Source organism: Candidatus Bathyarchaeota archaeon A05DMB-5 (assembly GCA_019685655.1).
Taxonomy (GTDB): Archaea; Thermoproteota; Bathyarchaeia; order Bathyarchaeales; family Bathycorpusculaceae; genus DSLH01.
On record JABFQP010000005.1, the window covers coordinates 37,416 to 61,695 of the forward strand.

The 24,280-nt window shown below is 42.3% G+C and carries 12 protein-coding genes; 1 reads left to right on the forward strand and 11 read right to left on the reverse strand.

Translation table 11 applies throughout. The features are described from left to right. Positions 1-38: 38 nt before the first annotated feature. The 9 genes from HM003_07260 to HM003_07300 all read right to left on the reverse strand — a co-directional run bounded on the left by HM003_07260 (position 39) and on the right by HM003_07300 (position 12,937). A complete protein-coding gene (locus tag HM003_07260) occupies positions 39-1,604 on the reverse strand; it encodes a PKD domain-containing protein (GenBank protein MBX5329129.1) in 1,566 nt (521 codons plus the stop codon). A gap of 112 nt (positions 1,605-1,716) precedes the next feature. After that, the gene (locus tag HM003_07265; GenBank protein ID MBX5329130.1) at positions 1,717-3,603 is read right to left on the reverse strand and encodes a hypothetical protein; all 1,887 of its coding nucleotides are present in this window, start codon (positions 3,601-3,603) and stop codon (positions 1,717-1,719) included. A 110-nt stretch (positions 3,604-3,713) separates the two neighbouring features. Beyond that, complete coding sequence (locus HM003_07270) at positions 3,714-4,805, reverse strand: ABC transporter ATP-binding protein (GenBank protein ID MBX5329131.1); 1,092 nt, start codon at positions 4,803-4,805, stop codon at positions 3,714-3,716. Beyond that, entirely contained in the window at positions 4,802-6,076 is a 1,275-nt protein-coding gene (locus tag HM003_07275) for an ABC transporter ATP-binding protein (GenBank protein ID MBX5329132.1), read from the reverse strand. Before HM003_07275 ends, HM003_07270 begins: the two co-directional genes overlap by 4 nt. Position 6,077: 1 nt before the next feature. Continuing rightward, positions 6,078-7,238, reverse strand: a complete 1,161-nt coding sequence (locus HM003_07280; protein MBX5329133.1) for an ABC transporter permease — start codon at positions 7,236-7,238, stop codon at positions 6,078-6,080. Positions 7,239-7,241: 3 nt separating this feature from the next. After that, positions 7,242-8,315, reverse strand: a complete 1,074-nt coding sequence (locus tag HM003_07285; GenBank protein MBX5329134.1) for an ABC transporter permease — start codon at positions 8,313-8,315, stop codon at positions 7,242-7,244. 194 nt (positions 8,316-8,509) lie between these two features. Next, on the reverse strand, positions 8,510-10,888 hold the full coding sequence (locus HM003_07290; GenBank protein ID MBX5329135.1) for a hypothetical protein: 2,379 nt from the start codon (positions 10,886-10,888) through the stop codon (positions 8,510-8,512). A 108-nt stretch (positions 10,889-10,996) separates the two neighbouring features. Further along, positions 10,997-11,653, reverse strand: a complete 657-nt coding sequence (locus HM003_07295; GenBank protein MBX5329136.1) for a hypothetical protein — start codon at positions 11,651-11,653, stop codon at positions 10,997-10,999. A gap of 18 nt (positions 11,654-11,671) precedes the next feature. Next, positions 11,672-12,937 carry a hypothetical protein gene (locus HM003_07300; GenBank protein MBX5329137.1) on the reverse strand — a complete coding sequence of 422 codons (1,266 nt, stop codon included), beginning with the start codon at positions 12,935-12,937 and terminating at the stop codon, positions 11,672-11,674. 150 nt (positions 12,938-13,087) lie between these two features. Here HM003_07300 and HM003_07305 point away from each other — a divergent pair, with 150 nt between their 5' ends. After that, positions 13,088-13,504, forward strand: coding sequence for a hypothetical protein (locus tag HM003_07305; protein MBX5329138.1), 417 nt, complete (start codon positions 13,088-13,090; stop codon positions 13,502-13,504). Between the two features lie 172 nt (positions 13,505-13,676). On the opposite strand, the gene HM003_07310 is transcribed toward HM003_07305, so the two are convergent. Both HM003_07310 and HM003_07315 read right to left on the reverse strand, forming a co-directional pair. Then, positions 13,677-17,348 carry a hypothetical protein gene (locus tag HM003_07310; GenBank protein MBX5329139.1) on the reverse strand — a complete coding sequence of 1,224 codons (3,672 nt, stop codon included), beginning with the start codon at positions 17,346-17,348 and terminating at the stop codon, positions 13,677-13,679. 307 nt (positions 17,349-17,655) lie between these two features. Further along, on the reverse strand, positions 17,656-24,210 hold the full coding sequence (locus HM003_07315; protein ID MBX5329140.1) for a S8 family serine peptidase: 6,555 nt from the start codon (positions 24,208-24,210) through the stop codon (positions 17,656-17,658). Positions 24,211-24,280 lie beyond the last annotated feature (70 nt).

Below are 24,280 nucleotides of genomic sequence, written 5' to 3' on the forward strand. Positions count from 1 at the left end.
GAATTTAAAAGGATTGTGGTTGAATATTCTATGTCAAGCTAGTATTCTTTTCCAAAGTTGCTAACAACTACTACGACATCACTCATGTCAACTCTGCCGTTATTGTCTATGTCTGCGCGGGGGTCCCAGTTTGGTTTTTCCGGGGTTGAGCCAAAAGCTGTCACTACAATGATTACGTCTGTCATATCAACGCGTCCATTACCGTCAACATCTCCGTTGCCTTGAGGGGGTTGTTCATACACGGTGATGATTTTGCTTTTGTAGCTTTGTTGTCCTTCTGAATCCTTTATTGTTAAGGTTACGGTGAAGTTGCCTCCTAGCAAGTATGGGTGATTAACGGTTGGTGTGGTGACGTTGGCAATGTAGCCATCACCGAAGTCCCAATGATAACTGATTATTGGTGGATATCCAGTGCCGTTCCAACCCAGTGTTGATATGCTAGCATCAAAAGTTACTATCTGAGTTACGTAGGGAAGATTAGGAAGCCATGTGAAATCGGCTTTTGGTGGGATATATACGTGAATATCTACTGATTTTGATGTTGAGTTCCATAAGCCTTCGTTGTCAGTTACGTTTAAGCTGACCATGAATGTTGCATTCGCGGTGAATACATGAGTAACTGTCGGGGTTGTTTTGATGACCGCTGGTGTTCCATCACCAAATCGCCATTCATAACGGATTATTGTATCGTTATAGCCTTGAGCCAAAGAGCCGGAAGCGTCGAAGGTTATTGTCATGTTGACGCCGGCTGGCATAGGAGAATACTCAAAATAAGCGACTGGAGGCACAGTTTTTGGCTGTACGCCAAAAGTTAAAGAGTTTGAAACTTGATCTCTATTGTAAGCGGTGGCTCCATAAATGTAATAGGTTCCTGGTTCTGCGTATAGAAGCGAAAATTTCATGTCGAAGTTTGGCGGGCTAAGGGGCGTCACTGTACTTGATAATGTCCAAGAGCCGCCCAGTGAGCTAGTTATCAAGAAAGTTGTGTTTTTCTCTGGGCAGTAAGGATAACCGTCTTCTTTTGGTGTTTGGGTGAGAAGGCTTGCGTAGAGGGTAGTAACTCCTAGAGGTGAGTTGCTAAAAACTTCGAACGAGGTTATGAGTGACTGTTCAGTTTGGGGGGGTGTCCATTCGTAGAAGGGGAAGTATGCCTTGCATGGGGCTTTGTTTGAGTATTCTATGTATATGGCTATCATGACGAATTGAGGATCGTTGCTGTAGTTTCTCCATTTAATTTTGTAATAAGCTGTGGAGCCAAGTATGAATGATTCTTTCGGGTTTCCTTGAACATCACATGTGTATGCCTCTGTTATGTTCACTTTCCAGTTGGCGGTTTGTATTGGGCCTGTCTGAACTGTTCTTAATACAAACGGTGTTTGGGATGGCGAATTAACTTGGATTGCTACTAATGCATCTGTCAGTGGAGAGCCGTCTAGTGTTACATTCCCAGTTATTTGAACCGTGTCTCCTACATAGTAAATTTGTTTATCTGTTGAAATGTTTAAAAATAGGCTTGGTTGGGCTGAAACGACAGCTGCAAAAAGAGTAGTAAGCAGTAACGCTAATGCTGCGACTTTTAAGCGGCGAATATTTTTGTGTGTCATGTCCCCTTGCTCCCATTATTATTTGCTGAAAGTTAACTGATAAATGTTGTGGAATATTGTTCTGTTTTAATTTAAATAAAAAAGGGAAAGTAGGTGGAATGTTTATCCCGTTTTAAGGCTTCCTTATGTTGAATGTACTGAATACTTCTGGACAGTACGGGACTCCGCCGTTCCACGGTAAGTCTGTGTATGCGTTTGCGTAGACTGTGGCAACTCCTACCACAGCGTTTGTCGGCATTGGCACTGTAAAGTCTCTAGTGTATGTCTTAAACTCGTCAATCGGTATGTGATATTCGCCCCAGCCAACTGTTGTTGCGTAGGTTGCATAGCCTATGAAGAATCCTAACTCGTCGTACACGGTTACTGTCAACACGACTGGTCTTATTTGCATGCTTAATGTTCTATACTCAACTGTGAACTCCATGTCCGGTGGGTGTAGCTTGTTCTGATAGTATTCTGTGTACTTGGAGTAGACGTTCGTTATTTCTACAGGCCACCATACCATGAAGCATAGTGTATCGTTCTTGATTTGTTCAGCAACCTCAACCGTAGCTATTACACACCATTGTCCGAAGACCCTTTCTACAGGGTTAACGCATGGCCACGGTATCCTGAATTTAACCATGGCAATGCCGTCTTCGTTGGTGTAGGCTTCTCTGTAGATGTAGAATTCACCGTGGCGTATTTCGAATGCTACAAGTTTCATTTGAACTGGCCATTCATTGTAGAGAACGCGGGCATAGAGTACGACTTCTTGTTGAGGCCCGAACATGTCGCTTGGGTTGTGTGCTCCTTGACCACCATACGGATAATCGTATTGTGTGTAGAGGTCGATGTCCAAGCCAAGAGTCTTAATTGGGCATCTGTATTGTGCGTGCTCAGATACGCCAAGAGGAACTTGAAGACCGTAGATGTCGTATATCACTTCCTCTTTGACTGGAAGTGTCGTCCAACATTCATCTGGGAATATTGTCTCATAGACTGCGTTGAAGTGCACTCTAAAGAGCATTCCCTCTCCAGTTGGGAATGGTGGAATGTATCCGCTGCTGCCCGGCACTATTACTGCGCCAACGAGCCACTTGTTGTAGCAGAACGGAAGTGCAGGGTCACCATGGAAGTCATTAAAGGCAAAGTAGAGTATAGACTCGTCTCCATCTACAAAGCCATTAAGCCATGTTCCAGTTTCATAGTATGTAGGTTCGAGGCATGTTGTGTTGAACCACAGTGCAGCTTGGAAAGCGACTGCGTACCAGCCAGATTCGACATCTCTGACCCAAATTTCAAATGCGACATCTTCACCAAGCGCGGCTGCCTTATAGGTTGCTGGTTTAACATAGAAAGTTGGTGACGGAGGCGCTACCCACTCGACTTTAACATTTGCAGGATTCAGATTTGGAACTTCTGAGCCTGTTGGGTGGAAGTACACTGATGTCCAATCAGTGTCCCAAGTGATCGATGTCGTGAGCAATGGACTCAGCCGAGAGACGCCTTGAATTATCTCAAATTGAATTTGAGCCAATACACCATCACCTGTGAAGGACCATTCGGGGTCACCCATGATGTAGGTGCAACCCCACTTCAGAAGCGTGTGAGTGGGATCTATTACCTCAGTGCTCACGGATGGCGCAACGATGGTCCAACCTTGATCTTCAGCGTATTTGAAGATGTGGTCTGATGGACGCCAAGCTGAGACATAGGAAAGCTTTGTGTGGTCAAAGACTATGCCAATACCCCAACCTTTCACATTCACAGCACCAGTTATTGTGATGTTAATGAAGAATCTTTTGCCGTATTGGTCTCCTGTAAAGAAGAAGTTTTCTGTTCCAATTGTGCCTGGATCTGGGGCTGAAGCAGTCCACTTTGCTGGATAGCCGTCTGGACCTGGATTTATTATGCTTAAAGTTGTTATTGCAGCTTTTGCAGTGAAAATGTTGAGTCCCGCTAGCATTGATGTCATAAGCAGAGCAATTACAATGGCAGAGATTGTTTTATTTCTCATATTCCCCTTTCTCCTTTCTTTTCAGCGATAATAATCTTGAACGATTTAGAATTTAAGCATTCCGGAATTATCTTCTATCAAAATAAGAAACATAACAGAGAAAAAAGCGCTTAACCACTCACTGCGTAGCATGCAACATAATGAGAATTTCCAACATCCACAAGAGGAGGCTCCTCCCTACGACATATATCCATCGCTAAAGCACACCTCGGATGAAACCTACACCCACTTGGAGGATTAATCGGGCTCGGAACCTCACCTTTTAAAGGGGCCCTTTCTCTGCGTTTGGTAGGGTCCGGAATTGGCACCGAACCTATCAAAGCCTGAGCGTAAGGATGCAAAGTATTTTTGAAAATCTCTTCAGTACGCGCATACTCGACAATTTTGCCCAGATACATAACGGCTACTCTGTCGCTTATACACTCAACCACGCTTAAATCGTGACTTACAAACAAATATGTCAAATCGAAATCTTTTTGCAGTTTCTCAAACAAATTCAGCAACTGCGCCCTGACAGACACGTCCACAGCGGATGTGGGCTCGTCTAAGACTATAAATTCAGGTTGAGTAACAATTGCCCTTGCTATGGCTATTCTCTGTCTTTGTCCTCCACTAAATTCGTGCGGATACCTATAAAGCTGATTAACGCTTAACCCTACACTCTCTAATGTTTTAATAACTCTTTCACGTGCGCTGGCTCCCTTGGCAATTCCCTGCACTATCAATGGTTCAGCAACTATGTCTTTTACAAGCATTCTAGGATCTAAAGAAGTTGTTGGGTCTTGATAAACAATCTGCATCCGTTTCCGTAATAGCTTAAGTTTCTGTCCTTTAAAAGCTGTCAGATCATACTCTCTGCGTAATTCATTCAATCTCCGTGTAAGCGCCAACAATTCTCTTCTAGAAGCTTTCTTCTTTCGAGCTTCATCAATCTGCATGTCCAAAGATGTTATTTCTTTGATAACTTTTTCTGGAGCGCCCAAAAATATGTGTCCACCGTCAGCATCAAGTAACCTGAGAACAGTTTTTCCAAACGTTGTTTTTCCACATCCCGACTCGCCGACTAATCCGAAACATTCGCCTTTGTGTATGGTGAGGGTTACGTTGTCTACAGCTTTTACTTCTGCGACCTTCCTCTTAAAAACACCGCCAAGCACTGGATAGTATTTTTTCAGTTTTTCTACATGAACTAATGTGCTCATTTTTTATGTCCTCCATAGAGATGGCAAGCAACGAAATGATCTTCCTTAACCTGTAGAAATTCAGGTTTAACAGTTTGGCAGATTGGCATTGCGTAGCTGCATCTTGTATGGAATCGGCATCCTTTTGGTGGATTAATAAGACTGGGAACCATACCAGGAATGGATTTGAGCTCTTTTCCTGGTCGTGGGATAGATTCAAGCAGAGCGGTTGTGTATGGATGCATGGGTTCTTTAAAAAGTTCGTTTACATCAGCTAATTCGACGACGTTTCCAGCGTACATAACGGCAACGCGTTCACATAACTGTGCAACAACTCCTAGATCGTGAGTAATGTAAAGTATTGATGATTTGTAAGTTTCTTTCAAGTACTTTATCAATTCGAGAATTTGAGCTTGGACTGTAACGTCAAGGTTTGTCGTGGGTTCATCACAGATTAGAAGCGTGGGATTACATGCAAGAGCCATTGCAATCATCACGCGCTGCGCCATTCCACCGCTCAATTCATGAGGGTACATTTCAGCAACTCTTTGCGGATCTGCTATCTGCATGGACTTTAATATTCTGATAACTTCTTGTTTAATCGCATGCTTCAACCATTTCTTGAATCTGTTGACTAGTGGAATTTTTGCGAGAAAACGCACGTAAAGCGAATCAGGATTCTGCAACATTTTCTCGTACACTGTTACTGTGAAGCTTCTTTTTGTTGAAGACTCACTTTTAAGCTGTTCAATTCTCTCTGTTAGTTCTTTGATTTTTTCTTGGTTCTCCTTTTCTCCTTTCATCTTTAGTTTTTCTATCTCTGTCTCAATATTCTTTAGTTTTTTGTTTAATTGTTTCTCTTGCGCCTTCTTTATTTCGTCAAGTGCCATTTTTAGCATTTCTTTCTTTCTATGTTGAAGTAGTGCTTCACCAATTTGGTATTCAACTGTATAGACAGGATTCAAATAAGCTCTTGGCTCTTGGAAAACCATCGCTACTTCATCGCCGCGTATTTCCCTAAGAAAACTGTCCTTTTGTTTCACTAGATCTACAGGTTTTCCATTGTAAGTGTAGATTATTTTTCCACCTTCAATTACTCCCGGCGCCGGAACCAGTCCCATTATTGAAAGGCTTGTTACACTTTTCCCACAACCGGTTTCTCCGACAAGTCCAAGTACTTCTCCGGCTTTTATTCCTAAGTCAATTCCGTCTAGAGCTTCAACCACTCCTTCGTAGGTATAGAATCTTAATAGCAGATTCTCGATTTTTAGTATTTCATCTCTTATTACCATTTTATCTTCTCCTTAGTGTTGGGTCCATGATGTCTCTTATGGCATCTCCAAGCAAGTTCCATCCAAGGGAGAAAAGAAAGATAAAAGCGCCAGGTATGACCCATATATACCAATATCTAATTAGGCTACTACCTGTTCCCATGTAGGTTTGGCTTTTTTCTACTAGTTGCCCCCAATCTGCAAAGTCCATCTCGGCTCCAACCCTTAGAAAACTTAGGGCTGCTGCAGTCAAAACTATTGAGCCTATGTCCATTGAGGCTAGAATCAATATTGGGTAGACAGCGTTTGGTAATATGTGACGGCTTATTATTCTAAAGTCTGAGCAACCTGAAGCTTTGGCTGCTTCTATATAGTCCTCAGATCGTACTCTCAGCACTTCGCCACGAATTACTCTGGTGTATCCTGGCCAGCCTACTAGGACTAGCGCTATTAGTACTTTGTCAAGTTTTGTCATAGAAAAGGAGATTATGTTTACATTTGGGAGGTTTCCTGTAAAAATCAACACTGAGACTATTAAAGTGATTATTGCTGCGTCCTGTATTACGACCCATTTCCAAGATGGCCCTCCTTTCGAAATCATTAAGCTTATAGTTAAGATAAGGGATATTATGGCGAATATTGGAAGCATTTCTCTTAGAGTTATACTTAGTGTTTGGGGAAGGGCGAGAGCAAAGGCCATAGCTAACACTAAACCAGGGAAAATTATGATTATGTCTGTAAAACGCATTAGAATTTCGTCGATTATTCCCCCGTAGTAGCCCGCAAGCAAGCCTACAGTTATCCCTATTATCAGAGATAACCCCACTACATAAATTCCTACACGGAACGCAGTAATTGCTCCCCAAACAGCTCCGTAGTATATGTCGAAGCCTTCTGGAGTTAAACCAAATGGATGAGCTAAACTTGGCGGCTGAGGCTCTGTAACATACGAAACTCGTGGGAGTATAAAGGGATTTTTACCTTCATACCCTGCAATGTCCCAAGAGGGGTTGGGAGGAGCCAAGATTGGGGCAAGAATGCCAACCAGAGCAAAGAATAGGATTATGCCAGAACCCATTAGTGATAATGGACTTTGTCTTATCCGGTACAACATGAATTTTATTTCTTTTATTGTTGGCGATGGAACTTTTTCTTTCTTTTCTTTTGACTTTTTGAAGATCATGTTTTATCCCAACCTTATTCTTGGATCTATGTAGGCGTATAAAATGTCAACTATCAAGTTTGAGAAAACAAACAAGAATGCTGTGAAAAAGGTAAACCCGACAACTGAAGCGATATCAGGCGCTCCTCTTTCGCCTCCTGTCGCAGCGGCTGCAGCCCATCTTCCAACGCCGTCAAAGCTGAATACTGTCTCGGTTATTATTAGTCCAGACATTAAACCAGCAACCATTAGTCCAGAAACTGTTACTACAGGTATTAACGCATTTCTTCTGGCATGTCGATTTATCACTTCGCTCATTTTTAGTCCTTTGGCCTTTGCGGTTATTATATAGCTTTTTGTTAGAGCCTCAAGCATGGTCGAACGTGTGAGCCTTATGAGCCCAGCAACGTTTATTGTTGTTACAACAGTGATGGGGAGGACCATGTGTATTAATGCGTCTAATGTTATTTCGTAGCCGTATGGTCTTCCATTTATCAACCCGTTCAGCAGTCCGTCCACCGTTAACAGCCCTGTGTATCGCGTGAAGAGACCTGCGTTATATATTGTGTTTTCGTTTGTTTTAGAAACCCGCCCAACCATGACGGTCCCCGTTAAGGCGAAAGTTATTGACAGAAGTATTATTCCTAGCCAGAAGGATGGAAGTGAATATCCACTTATTGAGAGCAGACGTGTTACGTGGTCAAGTGGCTTGTTTCTATGAACGGCGGACTTTACTCCTAGAAAAACTCCAATTAGAATTGTTATTGGAGCTATAAAGATGGCGAGTTCTATTGTTGCTGGCCACCGACGCAACATTACTTGAAGAACCGGCCCTTTTTCCAAACTGCGAGAGTATCCCATGTTCCCTTGAAGAACTTGGCTTAGCCATGTTCCGAATTGTTCAAAGGCGGAGCGGTCTAAACCATAAATTCTAATGTAATTTGGAATATTCGCTATGTCTTTTTCGCTTCTTATGTAAAGAAACGCCCTCTGTTCAGGAGTGAATAATTGGGTTATCACGAAAACAAGTAAGATTGCACCTAAAATTGTGGGAAGTATAAGGATAAGTCTTCTTATAATATATTCCTTTAGTCCCATAGTTGTTCATTCTCCAGAAAAAAGAGTTAGATGAACAACATATAAGTTTGTCGAAACCTTTTATAAAATTTACCACAAGTAATGCCCAATATAAGGGTATATTGAGTTGCACGAAGAAACTTTAACTGGCATCTTTAAAACTTTTACGTTAACAATAAATAAAAAAGGGGAAGGTAACTTATGCTATTCGCCTTTTATAGGTGCCACGTGATGCTTGTTTTGCCGAAGTTGGCGATTGTGTTGACTACGTCGCCCATGTCGATTTTTCTGTCTCGCCATCTGTACATTGGCGAGTCGTCAACGTCGCAGTAGAAGTTCCATCTTGGGTGGAATACTGGCATTCCTTGCTTGCCCGCGTATGAACCGAAGCTGCCGATTATGGCGATTATGTCGTCCATGCTGACTTTGCCGTCGAAGTTGACATCCCCGACAAAGTAACCTTCTGTACCAGGTGTATTTGTCATTGGCCACTTCCACATGTCGTAGCCGAATATTCCTGGAGCCAGTGGGTTGTAGTAGCGTCCTTGGACCCAGTCTCTCATGTAGCCTCTTCCGGTGGCTACGAAGAGTGGGACTGTGGGCACTTCATTGTAGAAGATGTTTTCAATTTGGTAATATATTGCTTGTCTTATTGGGCCGTCTGGCGAGTATAGTCCTTGCTCTACTAGAGAGTCTACTGTTGGGTTGCTGTAACGTTGTGGATGAGCGAAGGTTCCTTGGCTGTGGGCGTACGGATAAGCGAAGTTGTGGATGTCTGCGTAGTCTGCTAGCCAGCCGATCATGAATGCTGGCAGCATGTGAGCGTCCATGTCGGTTAAGTATTGGCTCCATGCTGGTCCTGCTGTGTTGGCTGTGAATGGCCAGCCATTGTCTCCTGCTACCTTGTTTATTGAAGTTGCTAGTTGTGTGGCGATTGCTTGTCTGATTGTGTTTCCAGAGTTATAGGTGATGTAGACTGTGAAGCCTACGCTTGTGAGCGGTGTTCCTCCGAAGCTTGCTGCAGCAAAGTAGCTTGCAGCTAAGGATTCGTCATAGTAGTATTTTGGTATTGAGCCGTCTATGTATGGGAAGCCTCCAGGAGCGAAAGTGTTTGGTTGGTAGGCTTCGCCGAGCAGCTGGTCTTGAAGTATCATTGTGAAGTTTATCAAGTGCGCAAAGGCTTTGCGCACGTTTACGTTGCTGAAGAAGTTCCTTGGAATACCGTCAGCGTAAAGCTCGTCTGCCGCATAGATTATTCCGTAGCGGTTGTCAGGAGTAGGCTCAATGTCAAAGGTCATGTGGAAGGAGTTCATGACCAATCCGGGTATTGGATAGTTCAATCGTATGCCTGATAAGGTTGGGCCATCCTTGTTGTTGCCCACATGTAACTCGCGTACACGTGCACGTGGAACAGCAGCAAAATCTGTGTCTCCGGCAATCAGCTCGGCGATTCCGGTCGAAGTAGCTACTTGTCTCTCAGTAATTCTTTCAAGGTATCCTTTAGGACTTATGCATGTTGGCGGAATTGGACTGTCTGGATATGGCGGATGTGGATCCTGTGCAGGCCAACCACCCCAGTAATCGTCGAATTTGACCAGGGACCAACCGTATGACCACTGCAGCCAGTCTAGTATGTATGGTCCTGTTCCACACATTACTCCCGGGTCTGCAACGTCCGGTATAATGTCCATTGCTGGTAGTTGTCCAACGTCTGGGTTCCAGTAGTTGAGCCATGTTGTCCAGTCTCCGTCCCATTCTCCTGGGTGCGTGGGGTCAACTGCTTGAGCTGTGGGACCCACATAGTCCAGTAGCCAGCTCTTGCTCAGTATTGAAGCCCAAGACTGGCTTATCACTTGGAAGAATATTCTCAAGGGATAGCCAAGCGGCAACGCTCCAACATCGTTCCAGAATGCTGCGCGTGTTCTGCCATACCAGTAGCTGCCTGGGTCGTCGTCGAAGAGTTTGACTGGCGCAAAGGATACTGAGCCTCCTGGGGTTAAGCCTTGGTTTGCGATGTTAAGCCAAACGTGTGTGCTGTTGCTTTGCACAGCCTGGTTTATCGGGTTGGACGGGTCTGAAGGCCACGTTGGGTCGGCCCCATAAGTGTTGAACAGCGGCTCATAAATCATCCACTGCGGACCACCAACATAGTCAAGAACCATCCAACGCTCAAAACTGTGCTCAACATCCTCAGTCGTCAAATAGTACTGCGTGAAAGTTATCGTGCCCAAGTCAGACCTGCACCAAGGATGGAATGGTACACCAACGCGGATTTGGAAGTACACTGTAAAGTTCGTGCAGTCAGGCGCAGCAGGGTCTGGTGGTGCAACCCATACCTGTGTTGCCAGTTTCGGTATGAAATAGTCGAATCTTTCACCATCAAAGTATATCAATGGTTCATAAACGTTGAAGATTAATTCGGCGCTGGCTGTGTCGTAACAGTTAGCAGGGTCCAAAGTAGCTGGACCGCCACCCGTGATTGTGTCGATTACAAGCTCGTTTATTGGTGTCGCAGCATAAGCAACTTTTGGCGATATAACAAGTGGCATCAATGCAAATAATGCAAGACTAACGATTAGAAGTTTCTTGTTCATTTTCCTCTCTCCCTTCTCATATTTTTCAGCACTACATACTTTAGTTCCGAACTATTTAATTTTTACGGAAGATTGTTTCAGTTCTTTTTTCTATTCAAAAACCAAACCTCATCTTCCAATACGCTTTCGAAAACGTCTATGAGTGCCCTTAAACCAAAAAACAACAATACTAGAAACAACAAGAATCAAGCTTAGGGGTAACAAAAAAAGGTAAGGTCGTACAACACTAAACTCACATACAGCTAAAGTCAACTTTCTAGGAGCGTAAGTTGAAAGAAAATTTTCCCAAACAGATTGTGAACTAACAACTACAGTGATGTTGCCTGCAACATTAACACGTCCAAGTCTCAAATAACCTCCTGCTGGACCAGAATATTTAATATCCAAAAACCTATTTTGTACAGTTTCGCCAGAAGAAACATTTAAAGGTGATAATATAGGTGTTTGTAGCGGCTCTAAATAAACTTCATAATGACAAATAAGAGATGCGTTTTCACCATTGGAAGAAAACACAGTAATATTTATGTCTACGGGAAAAATCTCAGTTTCTTCTCCTGAAATAATCTTGCTCCACTCATTACTTGCTTTCAAATCAATTGCAATGACATCATCCTCTTCAACGTACCCTGTAACATTCCAAACATTAGCAGAGTTATAGCTTTTTTTAATGTTAACATTTTCAAATGATTGAGAAGAAAAAACAGTCAAACCTAATCCAATAACGAGTAGCAAGACGCTTAGAAAAGCAGCATCTTTAGCCTTCAAGTTTTGACACCAACAGAATTAACGCGTCCATCCATACTTAATCTTTATTCCCAAAACAACCAAACAACAAACAAGAGAAATAAACAAAAACGCCAAAATCGAAAACTCCGGAACAGCTTGATTACCAACAATTTCGATAACACTTTCCGGCATAAGCTGTGCACAAACAAAATAAAGATATGTAAACTCACCATCTTCATAGGGCAAATAGGACAAAACATCACCGCCTAACAAAACTACCCATTCATTCAAAGAATCACAAGACAACAAACTCTTGGGAATGACAACTCTACAAGAACAAATGCCATCTTCAACACTCTCCAAAGTTAGAGCTAAAGTTTTATCAGAAACATTAAACTCATTAGAAACTAAAGTGGCATTTGTTGAAACAAAAACATCAAAATCCTCTAACTCAACAGTAACGGTAATCTTCAAAAACGGATTCGCCAATGGATACATATCCCATGGATAATCACCAGATGGATATCCAACATCCAGTATTCCATCTCCTCCAGTGACGTTCTGATAAGGCCCATTGTACATGTCTTGTGCAACATGGTCACTCCAATAATTTCCGCCAGAAGGATACCCATCATCAAAAAAGACTGCTGCCGAAGGAAATGGCAATGTAGCATTGACAAAATTGTTGTGATATATTTTAGTAAATTGCGAATCAACATCCGAGATGACAACAGCCGTTATGTTCTCAAATGTATTACCAACTAGAGACGAATTGCAACTTACGGTTTTAATATTTACTCCACAATATTTAATATTCAAAAACTGGCTAAACATTAAATTAGTAAGATTTGATCTAATAAGTTGAACTCCCACATAAACATTGGTAAATATCATATCTCTTATTGTAACATTAGTAACATTGTAAACTCGAATAGCTGCAACGTCAAGATAAAACAAATTTGTGTTTTGACAAGTAAAATTCTCTATAATAACATTGCCGACATTAATCTTAAATATGAAAGCGGTTGTTCCACTTCCATCTATCACTGTGTTTTCACGGTCCATTCCGACAATGCGTACAGTCTTGTTTATTTGTATTAACGATTCATAATATATCCCAGGTTCAACGATTATAGTGTCACCGTCTGCGCAATTAATCAAGGCAGAAGTTATGTTTGGATAATCAGTAGGAACCCGTATAGCTCCATTTTCAAACAAAGCCTCTACGTTGGCTTGAAAACCCGAATTTGACAAGGTAAGAAACATTGAGATTAGTATGGTTAAAAGAAAAACAACAATCAACCAGCTCTTATTCTTAACCATCGCCAAATCCTACCAAACACAGTCTCGTATATTTAAAAACGCATACCAAATATATAAATTTGGGATAGAAAGCCAGAAAAGTGTTTAAAATAACATGATAAACGATAGAAATTAAAGTAAGCACAAACTATAGAAACTGCAGGTATCCTTATGCAAAGAAACTGGACAAACAAAAACGTAGATTTAGATTTACTCACTAACCAACTAGGCGATTTTTTTAAAGAGAAAGACTTTAACGCGGTCAAAGGTAAAAGTGAAAGAGGTTATCAAATATTTGCAGACGACTCCGGATACTACAAGGTAGACGGGTATGTTTCTGTGAGCATAGAAGGGAAACCCGAGGACTTTACCATAACATTTGAATTATGCAAAGAAGAGAAAAAGCGTAAGAGTCTACTACCGCGCTCAATAATGCTAACCACAATGTTCGGCGGTGGATATTTTCTTAGAAAACAATTAAAATTCGACGAAGAATGGCTCAAGCTTAAGCGAGATTTTTGGAACTACGTGGAAATGATAGTCTTAAACTTAACAAACACTGCAGCCCAAGAAACAAGCGACAAATAAGTGTAAGCCAAAACGTTTGCAAATTTTTACCCTATTAAGATCAATTCAATTATAATAGATACTCAACGGCATTACTGTACTTCATCTTCAAAACCGCAACTTAAAAATGAATCTCACACAATCAAAATTTGCATTAAAATATAAAAAAGAAGGAATATCGTGTTTTCTGTGTTTAGTACACTTTTCCAAAGTCTACTAAGATTATTATTATGTCGCCCATTGTAACTCGTCCATCGAGATCTATATCTGCCAGCGGGTTCCATCTTAGATGCCCTAAATAGGTGCCAAAGGCATCCACAACTATCATCAAATCATCCATGTTAATCCTTCGGTCAAAGTTTACATCTGCAATGTGAGCTGGTAAGATTTCATAGTATCCATGTTGGATGCTGTGAGTAATTCGTTCTCCTTCATCGCTCATTATTAGAGTGTCATCGAGTTTCAAATCGCAAGTGGACTTTGGTTTGTCTAGCCCTCTAGGCTGATACTTCGCTCGGAAAGTTATAGTAGCTATTGTTCCTGTACCGCTAGGCCACTCCGTCCATCCACCTTCTTCTTGAGGTAGTAGAACAACACCTACAATTATGTTGTCTCCATAGAAAGGATCGCCATATTCAACGTAGTAAAAGAAAAGCGTTTCACCATGTTGCTTCAAGAAAGACCCCTCACTAACGCTTACTACTTCCAACAATGTGCTATTGAACTGTAGCCTAAACTGAACACCTGCTGTTCTCCAACCTACACTTAGGTTGCTTAAGGTTATGTTAATGTTGAAAGTTTCGTTCAATCTAAGAGCTTGATAGCTGTTTGGTTCCACTCGCATTGTGGGTTGTGGAAGCGGCACGGCATACTCAAGCCATGGGCTATATAGGACGTAGTCGCTGACGTTGTCTCCCAAACCAAAATGTGGACCATAAGGCTCACCCATATACTCCCAGCTTGTCTCATGATATGGACCTGTAGCGTCGCCCCACCAGTTGAAACGCGCATCAAGAACGCCTGTTCCCCCGTTCAAAATGCCGTATTCGTCATTGCTTTGTATGTTATTGAGGTTAACGTAGATGCCAGCAACATCTACGGCTGATTCGATGTAGATGCCGTGTCCAAGGTTATTGAAAAGGGTATTACCTTTAATGGTTGCAGTAGTTATCGAGCTTACCAAACGGATGCCGTGTTGCCATCCAGAAACGATATTGTTAGTTATTGCGGCGGTGATTTCACCAGCAGGCTCGTATTCTGGAAAGTCTCCAATAAAAATGCCGTCAGCGGATGTTATTCTATCGCCTGAAAGTTGGTTGTTTTCTATTTTCACTGTGATGAACGCATTTTCAGCCCAGCTTTGAACACCTGCCGCTGCGTTTTCATATCCTGACGCATCATGAACCCCACTTATAACATTGCCCGTGAAAGTCGCCGTCCAAGTTCCCGCTTTTGTATACTGTGCCCATACACCTAATAGCCCTATGCTTCCACCGTTCACAATGTTTCCTTGCGCCGAACCACTACTGTCTTGATAGATAATTCCAATTTGGCAGTTAGTTATGATGTTGTTAGTGGCTGAACCACTGCTGTCCATAAATAGGATTCCAGCACCCCACCAAGTTTCGGGAGTGTAAATGTGGTCGCTTATCCTATTACGGTTTATAGTTCCTTTCGCACCGTCCATAACAACAATGCCATTTTGAACTTCGTCTCCGGAAGGCAAAGGTCCTCGACCGGTGAAGTTGTTGTCATGAATGTTAATTGTGAGTTTGCTACCGTGGACATCGATGCCGTTTTTGTCGTAGTTTGTTAGCGTAGAGCCTTTTACTTCAACAGTGACGGTATTAGCTACTGCAGAAAGATAGATGCCGTAACCTCTTACTGCGGTACCAGCATCTGTAACGGTTATCCCTGTAATATTGACTGAGTCTATCAAACCGCCAGTTTCGCGATAAAAGATTCCCGCGACGAAATCTGCGCCTGTTGGTCGGGTAGTCACGCTTTCCCCGTCTATTTTCAGTTTTTTCACGATTACACTGCTTCCAGTGGCGACGTTTGCAACAATAATGCCAGCTACTTGTTTAGTTGTGCCCCACCAATGTCCGTTAAGCACTGTGGTAAGTTTGTCTGCAGAAGAAGGCTTTACAATCGTACTGTCGCCCATGCCTTGAAGAGTCAAACTCTTAGCAATTACTACTTGTTCATCGTATGTCCCAGAGTGGACTATCACTGTATCGCCGGAACTTGCTTCACTGACAGCCTCTTGAATAGTACCCGTTGGGTTTACATGATAAGTTCTTGGAGTAGTTGCAAACGATGCTCCAAGCCATGGACTGTAGTCAACATTATCACCAATTTCGCCTCCAAGTCCAGACGGGTTTGTTGTGGAATGGTAAGGTCCGCTTGCGTTGCCCCACCAGTTGAAACGTGCATCAAATGTTGCATTGTCTGCATTGTAATTGGCGCCCCAGTTGAAGATGCCATATGGGTTGTTGTAGATATTGTTATAATGTGCATAAGATAGCATGCCTTTTGTTATTTCAATTGCTTCGTAGTTGTTGTAAATTTCGTTGTTTTCTATGGAAACTGTGGAAGGCATCATACTGCCTTGATTGTAATACATCCAAATATCAACAATTATTGCTGCAGATGACCAAAGTGGACTTGGATGAGTGTTGTTGCAATTATATATTTTATTTCTAACTATCTCAGCTACAGAGGGACCGGTGTAGTCTTCGATCTCAATTCCGTAGTTAACTTGATTGTCTAGACTGTAGACTTGTCCGATTATCTCGTTATCTTGTATTATGGAAGTCGCATTGTTTGAGTATATGCCAATTCTTCCGAAATTTTTGATTAAGCACTTATCAACTGTTACAACAGAATTGTCCCAAAAAGCTACTGCAGCCGAATACATGTCGCCTATTGTGTTTGGAGACGCTATACAGTTTTTGATCGTTCCGCTGGAATTTTCATATAATATTGCATAGCTTCTAGTGCCGGCAGGTATGCCTAATCCTTGACCCTCTATATCTAAACCTTCTAAGACAACATTTAGGGCGTTTTCAACAAATATTGTAGCTTGCCTATTTCCATAGTTTGTAGCACGCATTTGCGCACCACTGATGACCGGGTTGCTTGCGGCTTTCACAGTGAGACTTTTGTTAATGTACAGGGCTTCACTGTATGTTCCATCGTAAACATAAATTGTCTGCCCTGCGCTTGCAGCGTCTATCGCAGCTTTAATTGTGTCGTAAAACAGTCCTTGATCTTCAATTTCGGTAGTCCACCAAATCCAAATGTCAAGCTTCACTGGAAAATCTCCGCTCGAGACCACAATGTCAATGTCGGATAGTTTACGGTCACCATTAACGTCCTTAAATATCACCACTAAAAACTCAACTTGATTGCCTACGTCTCGGTTGAACCGAACTTTTCCATACTGTGTCATAGAAGCACCGACGGGTAAAGTGACTCCTCCAACAGGACCCGTGATAACTTCCACTTGATAGTCTAGATATGAAGAAACTTCGAGTGGCGGAGCAGGATACCATATCACGCCATCAAGAGACCACCAGCCAGTGCCATCTTCCGGAGTAAGCGTCCCGCCTATCTCTTTAGCGAAAACGCCTAAAAGCAGTCCTGTTAACTCTTCGCTACCAACATTGGTTGCTGTGGCTTTATCTGTGAAATTTGATCCGCCTTTGGCACCAATCATAGCGTTGATTTTGTTTTGTGCATCATCCACTATCAGACTTGGTCCACTGGGACTTGCTTCAACAGATTTTGTCGTTAGCATAATCGGTATAGTGCTTGAAAGGAGCATTAAAAGCAAAGCTATTGCTGTTATTTGGTTTTTCATTTTCCTTTCCCCTATCCTTTTTAGCATAAACGCAAGTGCAACATAGCGTTTACGCAAAAATATTTTTTAACTCTTCAAAGTTTATAAAATTTGTGAAACTTTTTTCCACATCTCTTCATTTTGTGGACTCTTATGTTTTAGATGATACGCATATATGAACAAAATAAGCAAAACATAACATCAAAAAGTCTTAAATCATAAGTATTCCTCAACTTTTCTAATCATTTTTAGCACACTTTAACAATTCTATAAGAGCCTATTATCCAGCATTTTGAACATCTAATGCTTTAAGGAAAAAAGGAGGAAATTAACAGCTTCCGAAGTTCAAGAGAACTAGGACTATGTCGCTCATGGTGATTCTTCCGTCTTGGTCGAGGTCTGCGTCGGAAAGCCATCTAGGATGTGTCGGGTAAGAACCGAAAGAATCCACAGTAAGCATTATGTCGTCCATAGAAACTTTTTCGTCGCCGTTAACATCGCCCATCATTTTAACCTTTACCAAGCCATAAACAAGAGTGTTATTTTCTACATTGATTTCGCCCGAAAGCGTACTAGCAACAGCTTTTATGGTGTAGCTGTGACAGTATGGTACATGTGTAGTATTCCAACTGAAAATAAGCTGAGTAGACGCGTTGGGTTCCAAGTTATATACTGTTTCAGTTGATATGCTTACGCTATCATAATATAATGTGACTGTGAAGGTTTCAGTTGCGTTTCCTAAGTTCGCAACGGTTACAGTTATGTTAATAATCCATCCTTGATACACTTTGCTTGATGGAACTGCGAGGTCGATTACTGCTATGTCGCGAACTAGGCTGGGCACGACAGCAATTATTCCGTCATAATAGACATTGTCTTCCGGATTTTCATCGTAAACAACGTCTGTTGCTTCTGCTAAAAGCGTATAGTTTCCAGGCATAATATCAGAAGTGTTCCATAGAAATGAAAGAATTCTTCTTTCGCCGGGTTCTAAACCGTAAACGGTAACTGTTCCTATCACGTATCTTGGTGGTGGCAGAGCAGTAGGCAGTGAATATTCAAAGTATCCGGATTTCATTTGTGGTTTTATTTCTCCTGGAGGATGTTGGTATATGGATGTCCATTCAGGGTCGAAGGAGAGCCATGCGCTTGCTGTTGGTTTGGTTTCGTTTACTTCTTTGATTATTTTGAATTGTATTTGGCACAATTGACCTGTCCCGTTAAAGCTCCACTCTGTTCCCTCTGGTAGGAGATATGCGCAACCCCACTTCAACATTCTATGAGTAGCATTGAAAGGGTCATCTATTGGCGGCGGTGCAATAATTACTCCGCCTATCTCCTCGATTGGTCTGAAAACGTGGTCTGAAGGACGCCATGCGGACGCATATTCTAGCACGCTATAGTCATAGAGTATACCTATTCCCCAACCGTCCATACACTCAACATCTTGCACAGTCACGTTGATAAAGAACATAGCGTCCACAAAAGTTTCATTCGAGTAAAATATGAAGTTAGAAGTGCCAAGATATCTGGGTGGTCCAGCAGTCCATTTAGTTGGATAGCCATCTGGACCTGGATTAATTATTGAAATCGTTGGATTACCAGAAAGGGTTGCGTGAGCAGTTGACGTTGAAAGCCATTGTTCAAGTGCGTATAGAGTTACTGTGAAATCTTCGGTGAAGTTTCCTTGATTTTCAACAACAACGTCAATGTTAACGCTTTCACCAGTTCTTACTTCATTAGTAGAGGGTACAACATCTACGACAGCAGCATCATGTCTGCTTGGAAAAGGCAAGAAAATTATAGTATGTATAAAATCAAGGTCTGTTACGTCTTCTGCAATTATATGGCCTGCACCGTTTGAAATGCCTATTGTGGCTGTGACAAGTCCATCGCATGATGCGTAGTTACACTGTATTATGCCTTCTTTGCTTAATATTGCTTCAAAATTAGCAGTTGTAGATGAACCGTAGGCGCGCACAAACCAGCGGATACCAACATGCGTGGAATTTTCCCATACATAAATGTCATAAGGATCATTCGTTATCCAGTCGTCCCATGCGACAGCTATTGCCAATTTACAACTCAAATCAGTTATGCTGTTACTAGGACTAGTGTCAGGACCAGTGAATGTTATTAGCCCGTTGCTTGAAATATAGATTGTTTTGTAGCTCATTTCATAGAATGGAAAGTCAAAAGATAAATTATATTGCCAGCTCACATCGTCTCCGTGCCATCCCATAGAACTGCCGCCGCCAACCCATTGATGTGGAATATAAGAGCGCCTATAGAAGAATACGCGAGTCCATCGAGTTACAACATTGTTTGCCATATTCGTTTCTCCGGGTACGAGTGACGCATAAACGGTCACGTTATAACTTCCAGTTTCTGAAGGAGCCCACAGATAATTAATGGAATAAGAATTGCCTACAGGCAACTCCTCGATTATGGTATTGTATACTACTGTGCCATTAATTAACATGGAGAATCCCACGTTAATTTCATTGTTTAGTCCTCTGTTTTGAACGGTCGCGTTGAGTAATGTTGAATTACCAAGTTCGAGAAATGTAGGGGCTGTTAAGGAAACCTTTAAGTCGTGTTCTGAAGGCGTTAACCAACCTACAGAGTTAATTATCAATGTGTCTCTTTCTGATTGCCAAAGGCAATAGATTGGAAAAGCGTAGTAAACAACCGAACCATAACCCACTTCTGTTCCATCAAACACCGTGACAGCCGTCCATAAAGTATCTGTGTATCGAATAACTTCAAATCCTCCGTTTGTCGGGAATACGCCATCATCGTATGGAGGGCCTTGAAGCCATGTGAAGGTCATGGGTAGCCCTTGCGTAACTGGATGGGACGGATCTGTGACAGTTAATCCGTAGGCATAAGTGTCGTCAACTTGATAGACTGCATGGGCAACATTTACCATGAAATTGTCAGAGCCATGGTTATACCCTATATCTTCGCCTTCCAACAAAATATTTCCACCCATTGCAAGATAAGCCTTCAGCGTTTCAGCATCCGCTGAGTCAACCGCCCAACTCCAGTAGTCACCACAAGTCCATATTACAAGCTTGAACTTCAGCAAAAATTCTAGTGGTGGACGTCCCATGCTAGATTCTTGCCATACAAAATATTCGTAGCCGTTGGACGTTAATGCACATTCAAATTCCGGCAGACTTGTGCCTCGTATCTTATATGCCGCGTCGTCGTCAGCTACAATTAGAATGTCAGGTAGAATCTTTACCTCAACAGTTTTGCTTATTAGATTGTTTTTTGTGAATTCTTCGCCAAGCATTGGACACGCATATACAGTGATGTTGTACATACCTTCGACCGTTGGAATCCATGTATAACTAAACGTAAAAGACGCATCAGTCACAAGTTCAGGAATCAAAACGGAGTCGACAAGTGTGCCGTTGACGAATAGTTGCAATTCCACATCGGTTTCGTTGTTAGCGCCACGGTTTTGGACAGTTGCGTTCAGCAGAGCCGAATCGCTAGGTTCAAGAAACTTTGGAACATCTAAGGATACAGCGAGGTCATGTTCGTAGCCTTTTGCCAAGTAAACGATAGCGTTCTCCCACAATTCGATGGCGTCAAGTTTTCCATCACCATCTTGGTCGTAACGAAACTCGTCCAACATATAGGTGAAAAGCACTGTTGGGTAAGTGTTCCCTACGACGATAGCTGCATAACTTTCGGTAGGTGGCATTGTGAAGCCAGCAATTGAGGTGCCCGTGGTCGTTGCTACGTGGTCTCCGTCGTCTGCGTATCCTTCAATGTAAGAGGTGAGGTCGCCTACAGTGTTTGGAAAGGTAAAGATTGAATGTGAAGGGTTCCACCGATATACGGATTCTGGTGACCACATGTCTGAAACCCATTGAACCCCAAGGGTATTCCACAAAGTTGTTGGCTCAGAGTTGGATCCGTCGATGTCGAAAGTGCTGAGAACAAGGAGCCCACCGTTGCGCACATATTCTTCAATTTCTGTCCAATAAGAGCCTAACGCGTAGTAGTTGCAGTGGTCAACAACAACCAGATCCCAAGCTTGACTTGTCAATGCTACGCCAAATTCCCAAGGATCATCAGCATAGTGGGTATAATTGATTCCCAAGTTGTCTAAAGCAACAATGGCATATCGTAAAGAAGGTGTAACGTAATAGTCGTCTGTGTAGACAAGAACACTTCTTACACCAATGAATAATACTATCACCGATTTTTTGGCTAAGTTGTTTCTTGTAAGCTCTTCTCCAGACATAGGCGGCGCATAGGCTGTGATGTTGTACATGCCTTGAACCGTTGGGGTCCATAGATAGCTTAGAGTGTAGGAAGAGCCGACAAGTAACTCAGGTATTGTCACGGAGTCAACTAATGAGCCATCGATAAATAGTTGCAGTTCGACATTGGTTTCGTTGTTTAGTCCTTTGTTGGAAACCGTTGCGTTTAGTAGCGTTGACTCATTTGGTTTAAGATGTTTTGGAGTTTCGAGAGAAACAGTGAGTTCGTGTTCTGGTTTTGGGTAACGTGACCATAGTATCGCGTTATAGAGTAGTTGCAGGTGATGGTGATAGTAGGCGGGTATGATTTCGAGCCATGGAGAAATGTAAACTAAACCTTTGTAGGTTACTATGGCGCTTTCTTGATAGTGCCCAAGAGCAAGATATTTGCCTTCGACTAATTCGTTTGAGTCCCATCGTCCATCGGAAGGAATAGCTGTTCCAACATAGGCGAAGACGAATGGATTGGGAACATTTCTGAACAACGGATGAGTTGTGTTTAACAAGTGTAAGAGGTCTGTTCCCACCGCGTCATACGTGATATTTTCATTTATTCCAATCAACCTTGCCAGTTTATTGTTGTTTGGAACTGCGTAATAGAGCGTTCCAGCAGTGACGATTAACCCGTGCCCTTCATAAATATACAGTGTTATTGCTTCAATTTCAGCGTCTGTAAACTGCCAACCAGCATATGGATCATAAGCGCACGAAATGATTAGAACATCTGCTTCTGTGGCTGCGATGTCTTCGTATGTTATTCCTTCTTTGTTTAATGTCGTGTAGTCAACGTAAACCATTTTGTCGCCAAACAGGTACCATTCACTACTTAGCACTTGCCAGTTAGTGATGATTTCGCTGTAAATATTGCCGGCAGAATGCAACACGACAGCCTTAACGGGAATTCCTACATAGATACTTTTTGAGAGCATGTTGTTGTCTACGCTTGTTTCTCCTGGCACTGGCGTTATGTAGAACGTAACATTGTATAATCCTTCAATCAGCGGACTCCATGAAAGAGTAATTGTGGTTGTGTTTCCAGAAGCCAAAGAATCTATCACCTTGGAGTCTACAGCAGTACCGTTTGCCAAGAGTTGTACAACTATGTCTGCTTCGTTGTATTCTCCAAAGTTAAGTATAGTTGCGTTTATAATTTCTGAAGTTCCTGGCTTAACGTATAGCGGTGTTTGTAATGCATAAGCAATAAGTTCATGTACTGGTGGAATCTGTTCAACGGCCTTTCTTGCGTTTATTCTTCCATAACCATAGTACACGTCAAAACCAGAGTTGCCTAAGTCATCAGCAGCATATCGTAGCCACAATCTTAACCAATCTCTCGATTTTTCAGGATGCAAGCTCATTACAAGAGCGGCTAATCCAGACACATGAGGGCACGCCATTGAAGTGCCACTCATATAAGCGTAATTCATTGAAAAGCCATAATCGTTCATGGTTACCCAGTAAGTGGGCATTGTTGAGTATATGTCGACACCTGGTGCTGCTAGTTCAATCCAATCTCCCCAGTTAGAGAAATACGCCTTGTTATCGTATTGGTCTGTTGCCGCTACAGCGATTACTTCGTCATAACCTGCGGGATATGATTTCATGTTTGTGTTGTCGTTTCCTGCGGCGGCAACTACGAGGACTCCGGAATCATAGGCGTATTTGACTGCTGAGTGAACTAGTTCACTGTCGCCATAACCGCCCAAGCTCATGCTGATTATGTCAGCTCCGCTGTCGGTTGCGTGAATTATTCCATTCGCAACCCAATCCCAGTAACCATAACCTCCGCTACTTAGAACTTTTTCTGACATTATGCGTACTTGCGCTAAGCCAGCTACACCAATGCTGTTGTTCAGTACTGCCGCAACTATACCTGCACAGTGGGTTCCGTGTCCAAAATCGTCCTTCGGGTCTATGTCGTTATTAGCCCAGTCAAAGCCTAAAGGCGCGTAGTTTGCTGCAAGGTCGGGGTGGGTATAGTCAATGCCAGTATCGACAATAGCCACGAGGACTTCTGAGCTGCCGGTGGTGATGTTCCATGCCCAATCTGCCTCTATTTTCTGTGGACCCCATTGGTTTGTCCAGTATGGATCGTTAGGAATCCATTGAACTTGAACCTTCATGTTTGGTTCCACGTAGCTGGCTAGTTCCATGATTCTTGCGTCTTGAGCAAATGCTGCTACTGATGCGAAAGAGAGCTCAACAACCGCGGCTTTAACTTCTCCTCTTATTGAAATGGTATTGACGATTTCTGCTTGATATTTTGCGGTTATTTCCTCTAATTCATGGAGACTTTCAGAGTTTTCCTCTTCTAACCCAACTATCAGTCGGGTTTTATCGCCATTCGTGTAAGTGAAGTTTTTCCAAGCGTTTGTGTCATTAAAGTTCCAGCCTTCTGTATTTTTATGTGAAGCTTGAGAGTCTTTGCTTTTTTGAGCATTTGAGTTAACGGTTTTTTCGTTAACTGTTTTCATAAAATCTTCATTGGAAGGGACGTTTTCATTTTCTTTTCCAAAAGATGGATTTATGATAAATGTCGTAGCTAGTGTGCTTGTTAAGAGTAATATCAACATTAGAAAACAAACTATTTGCTTTTTCATATTCCGTCTCCTTTCAATTTCAAAGCATAGACCCAAGTTTAGTCGGTTCTATGCTAGATTATATTTTAAG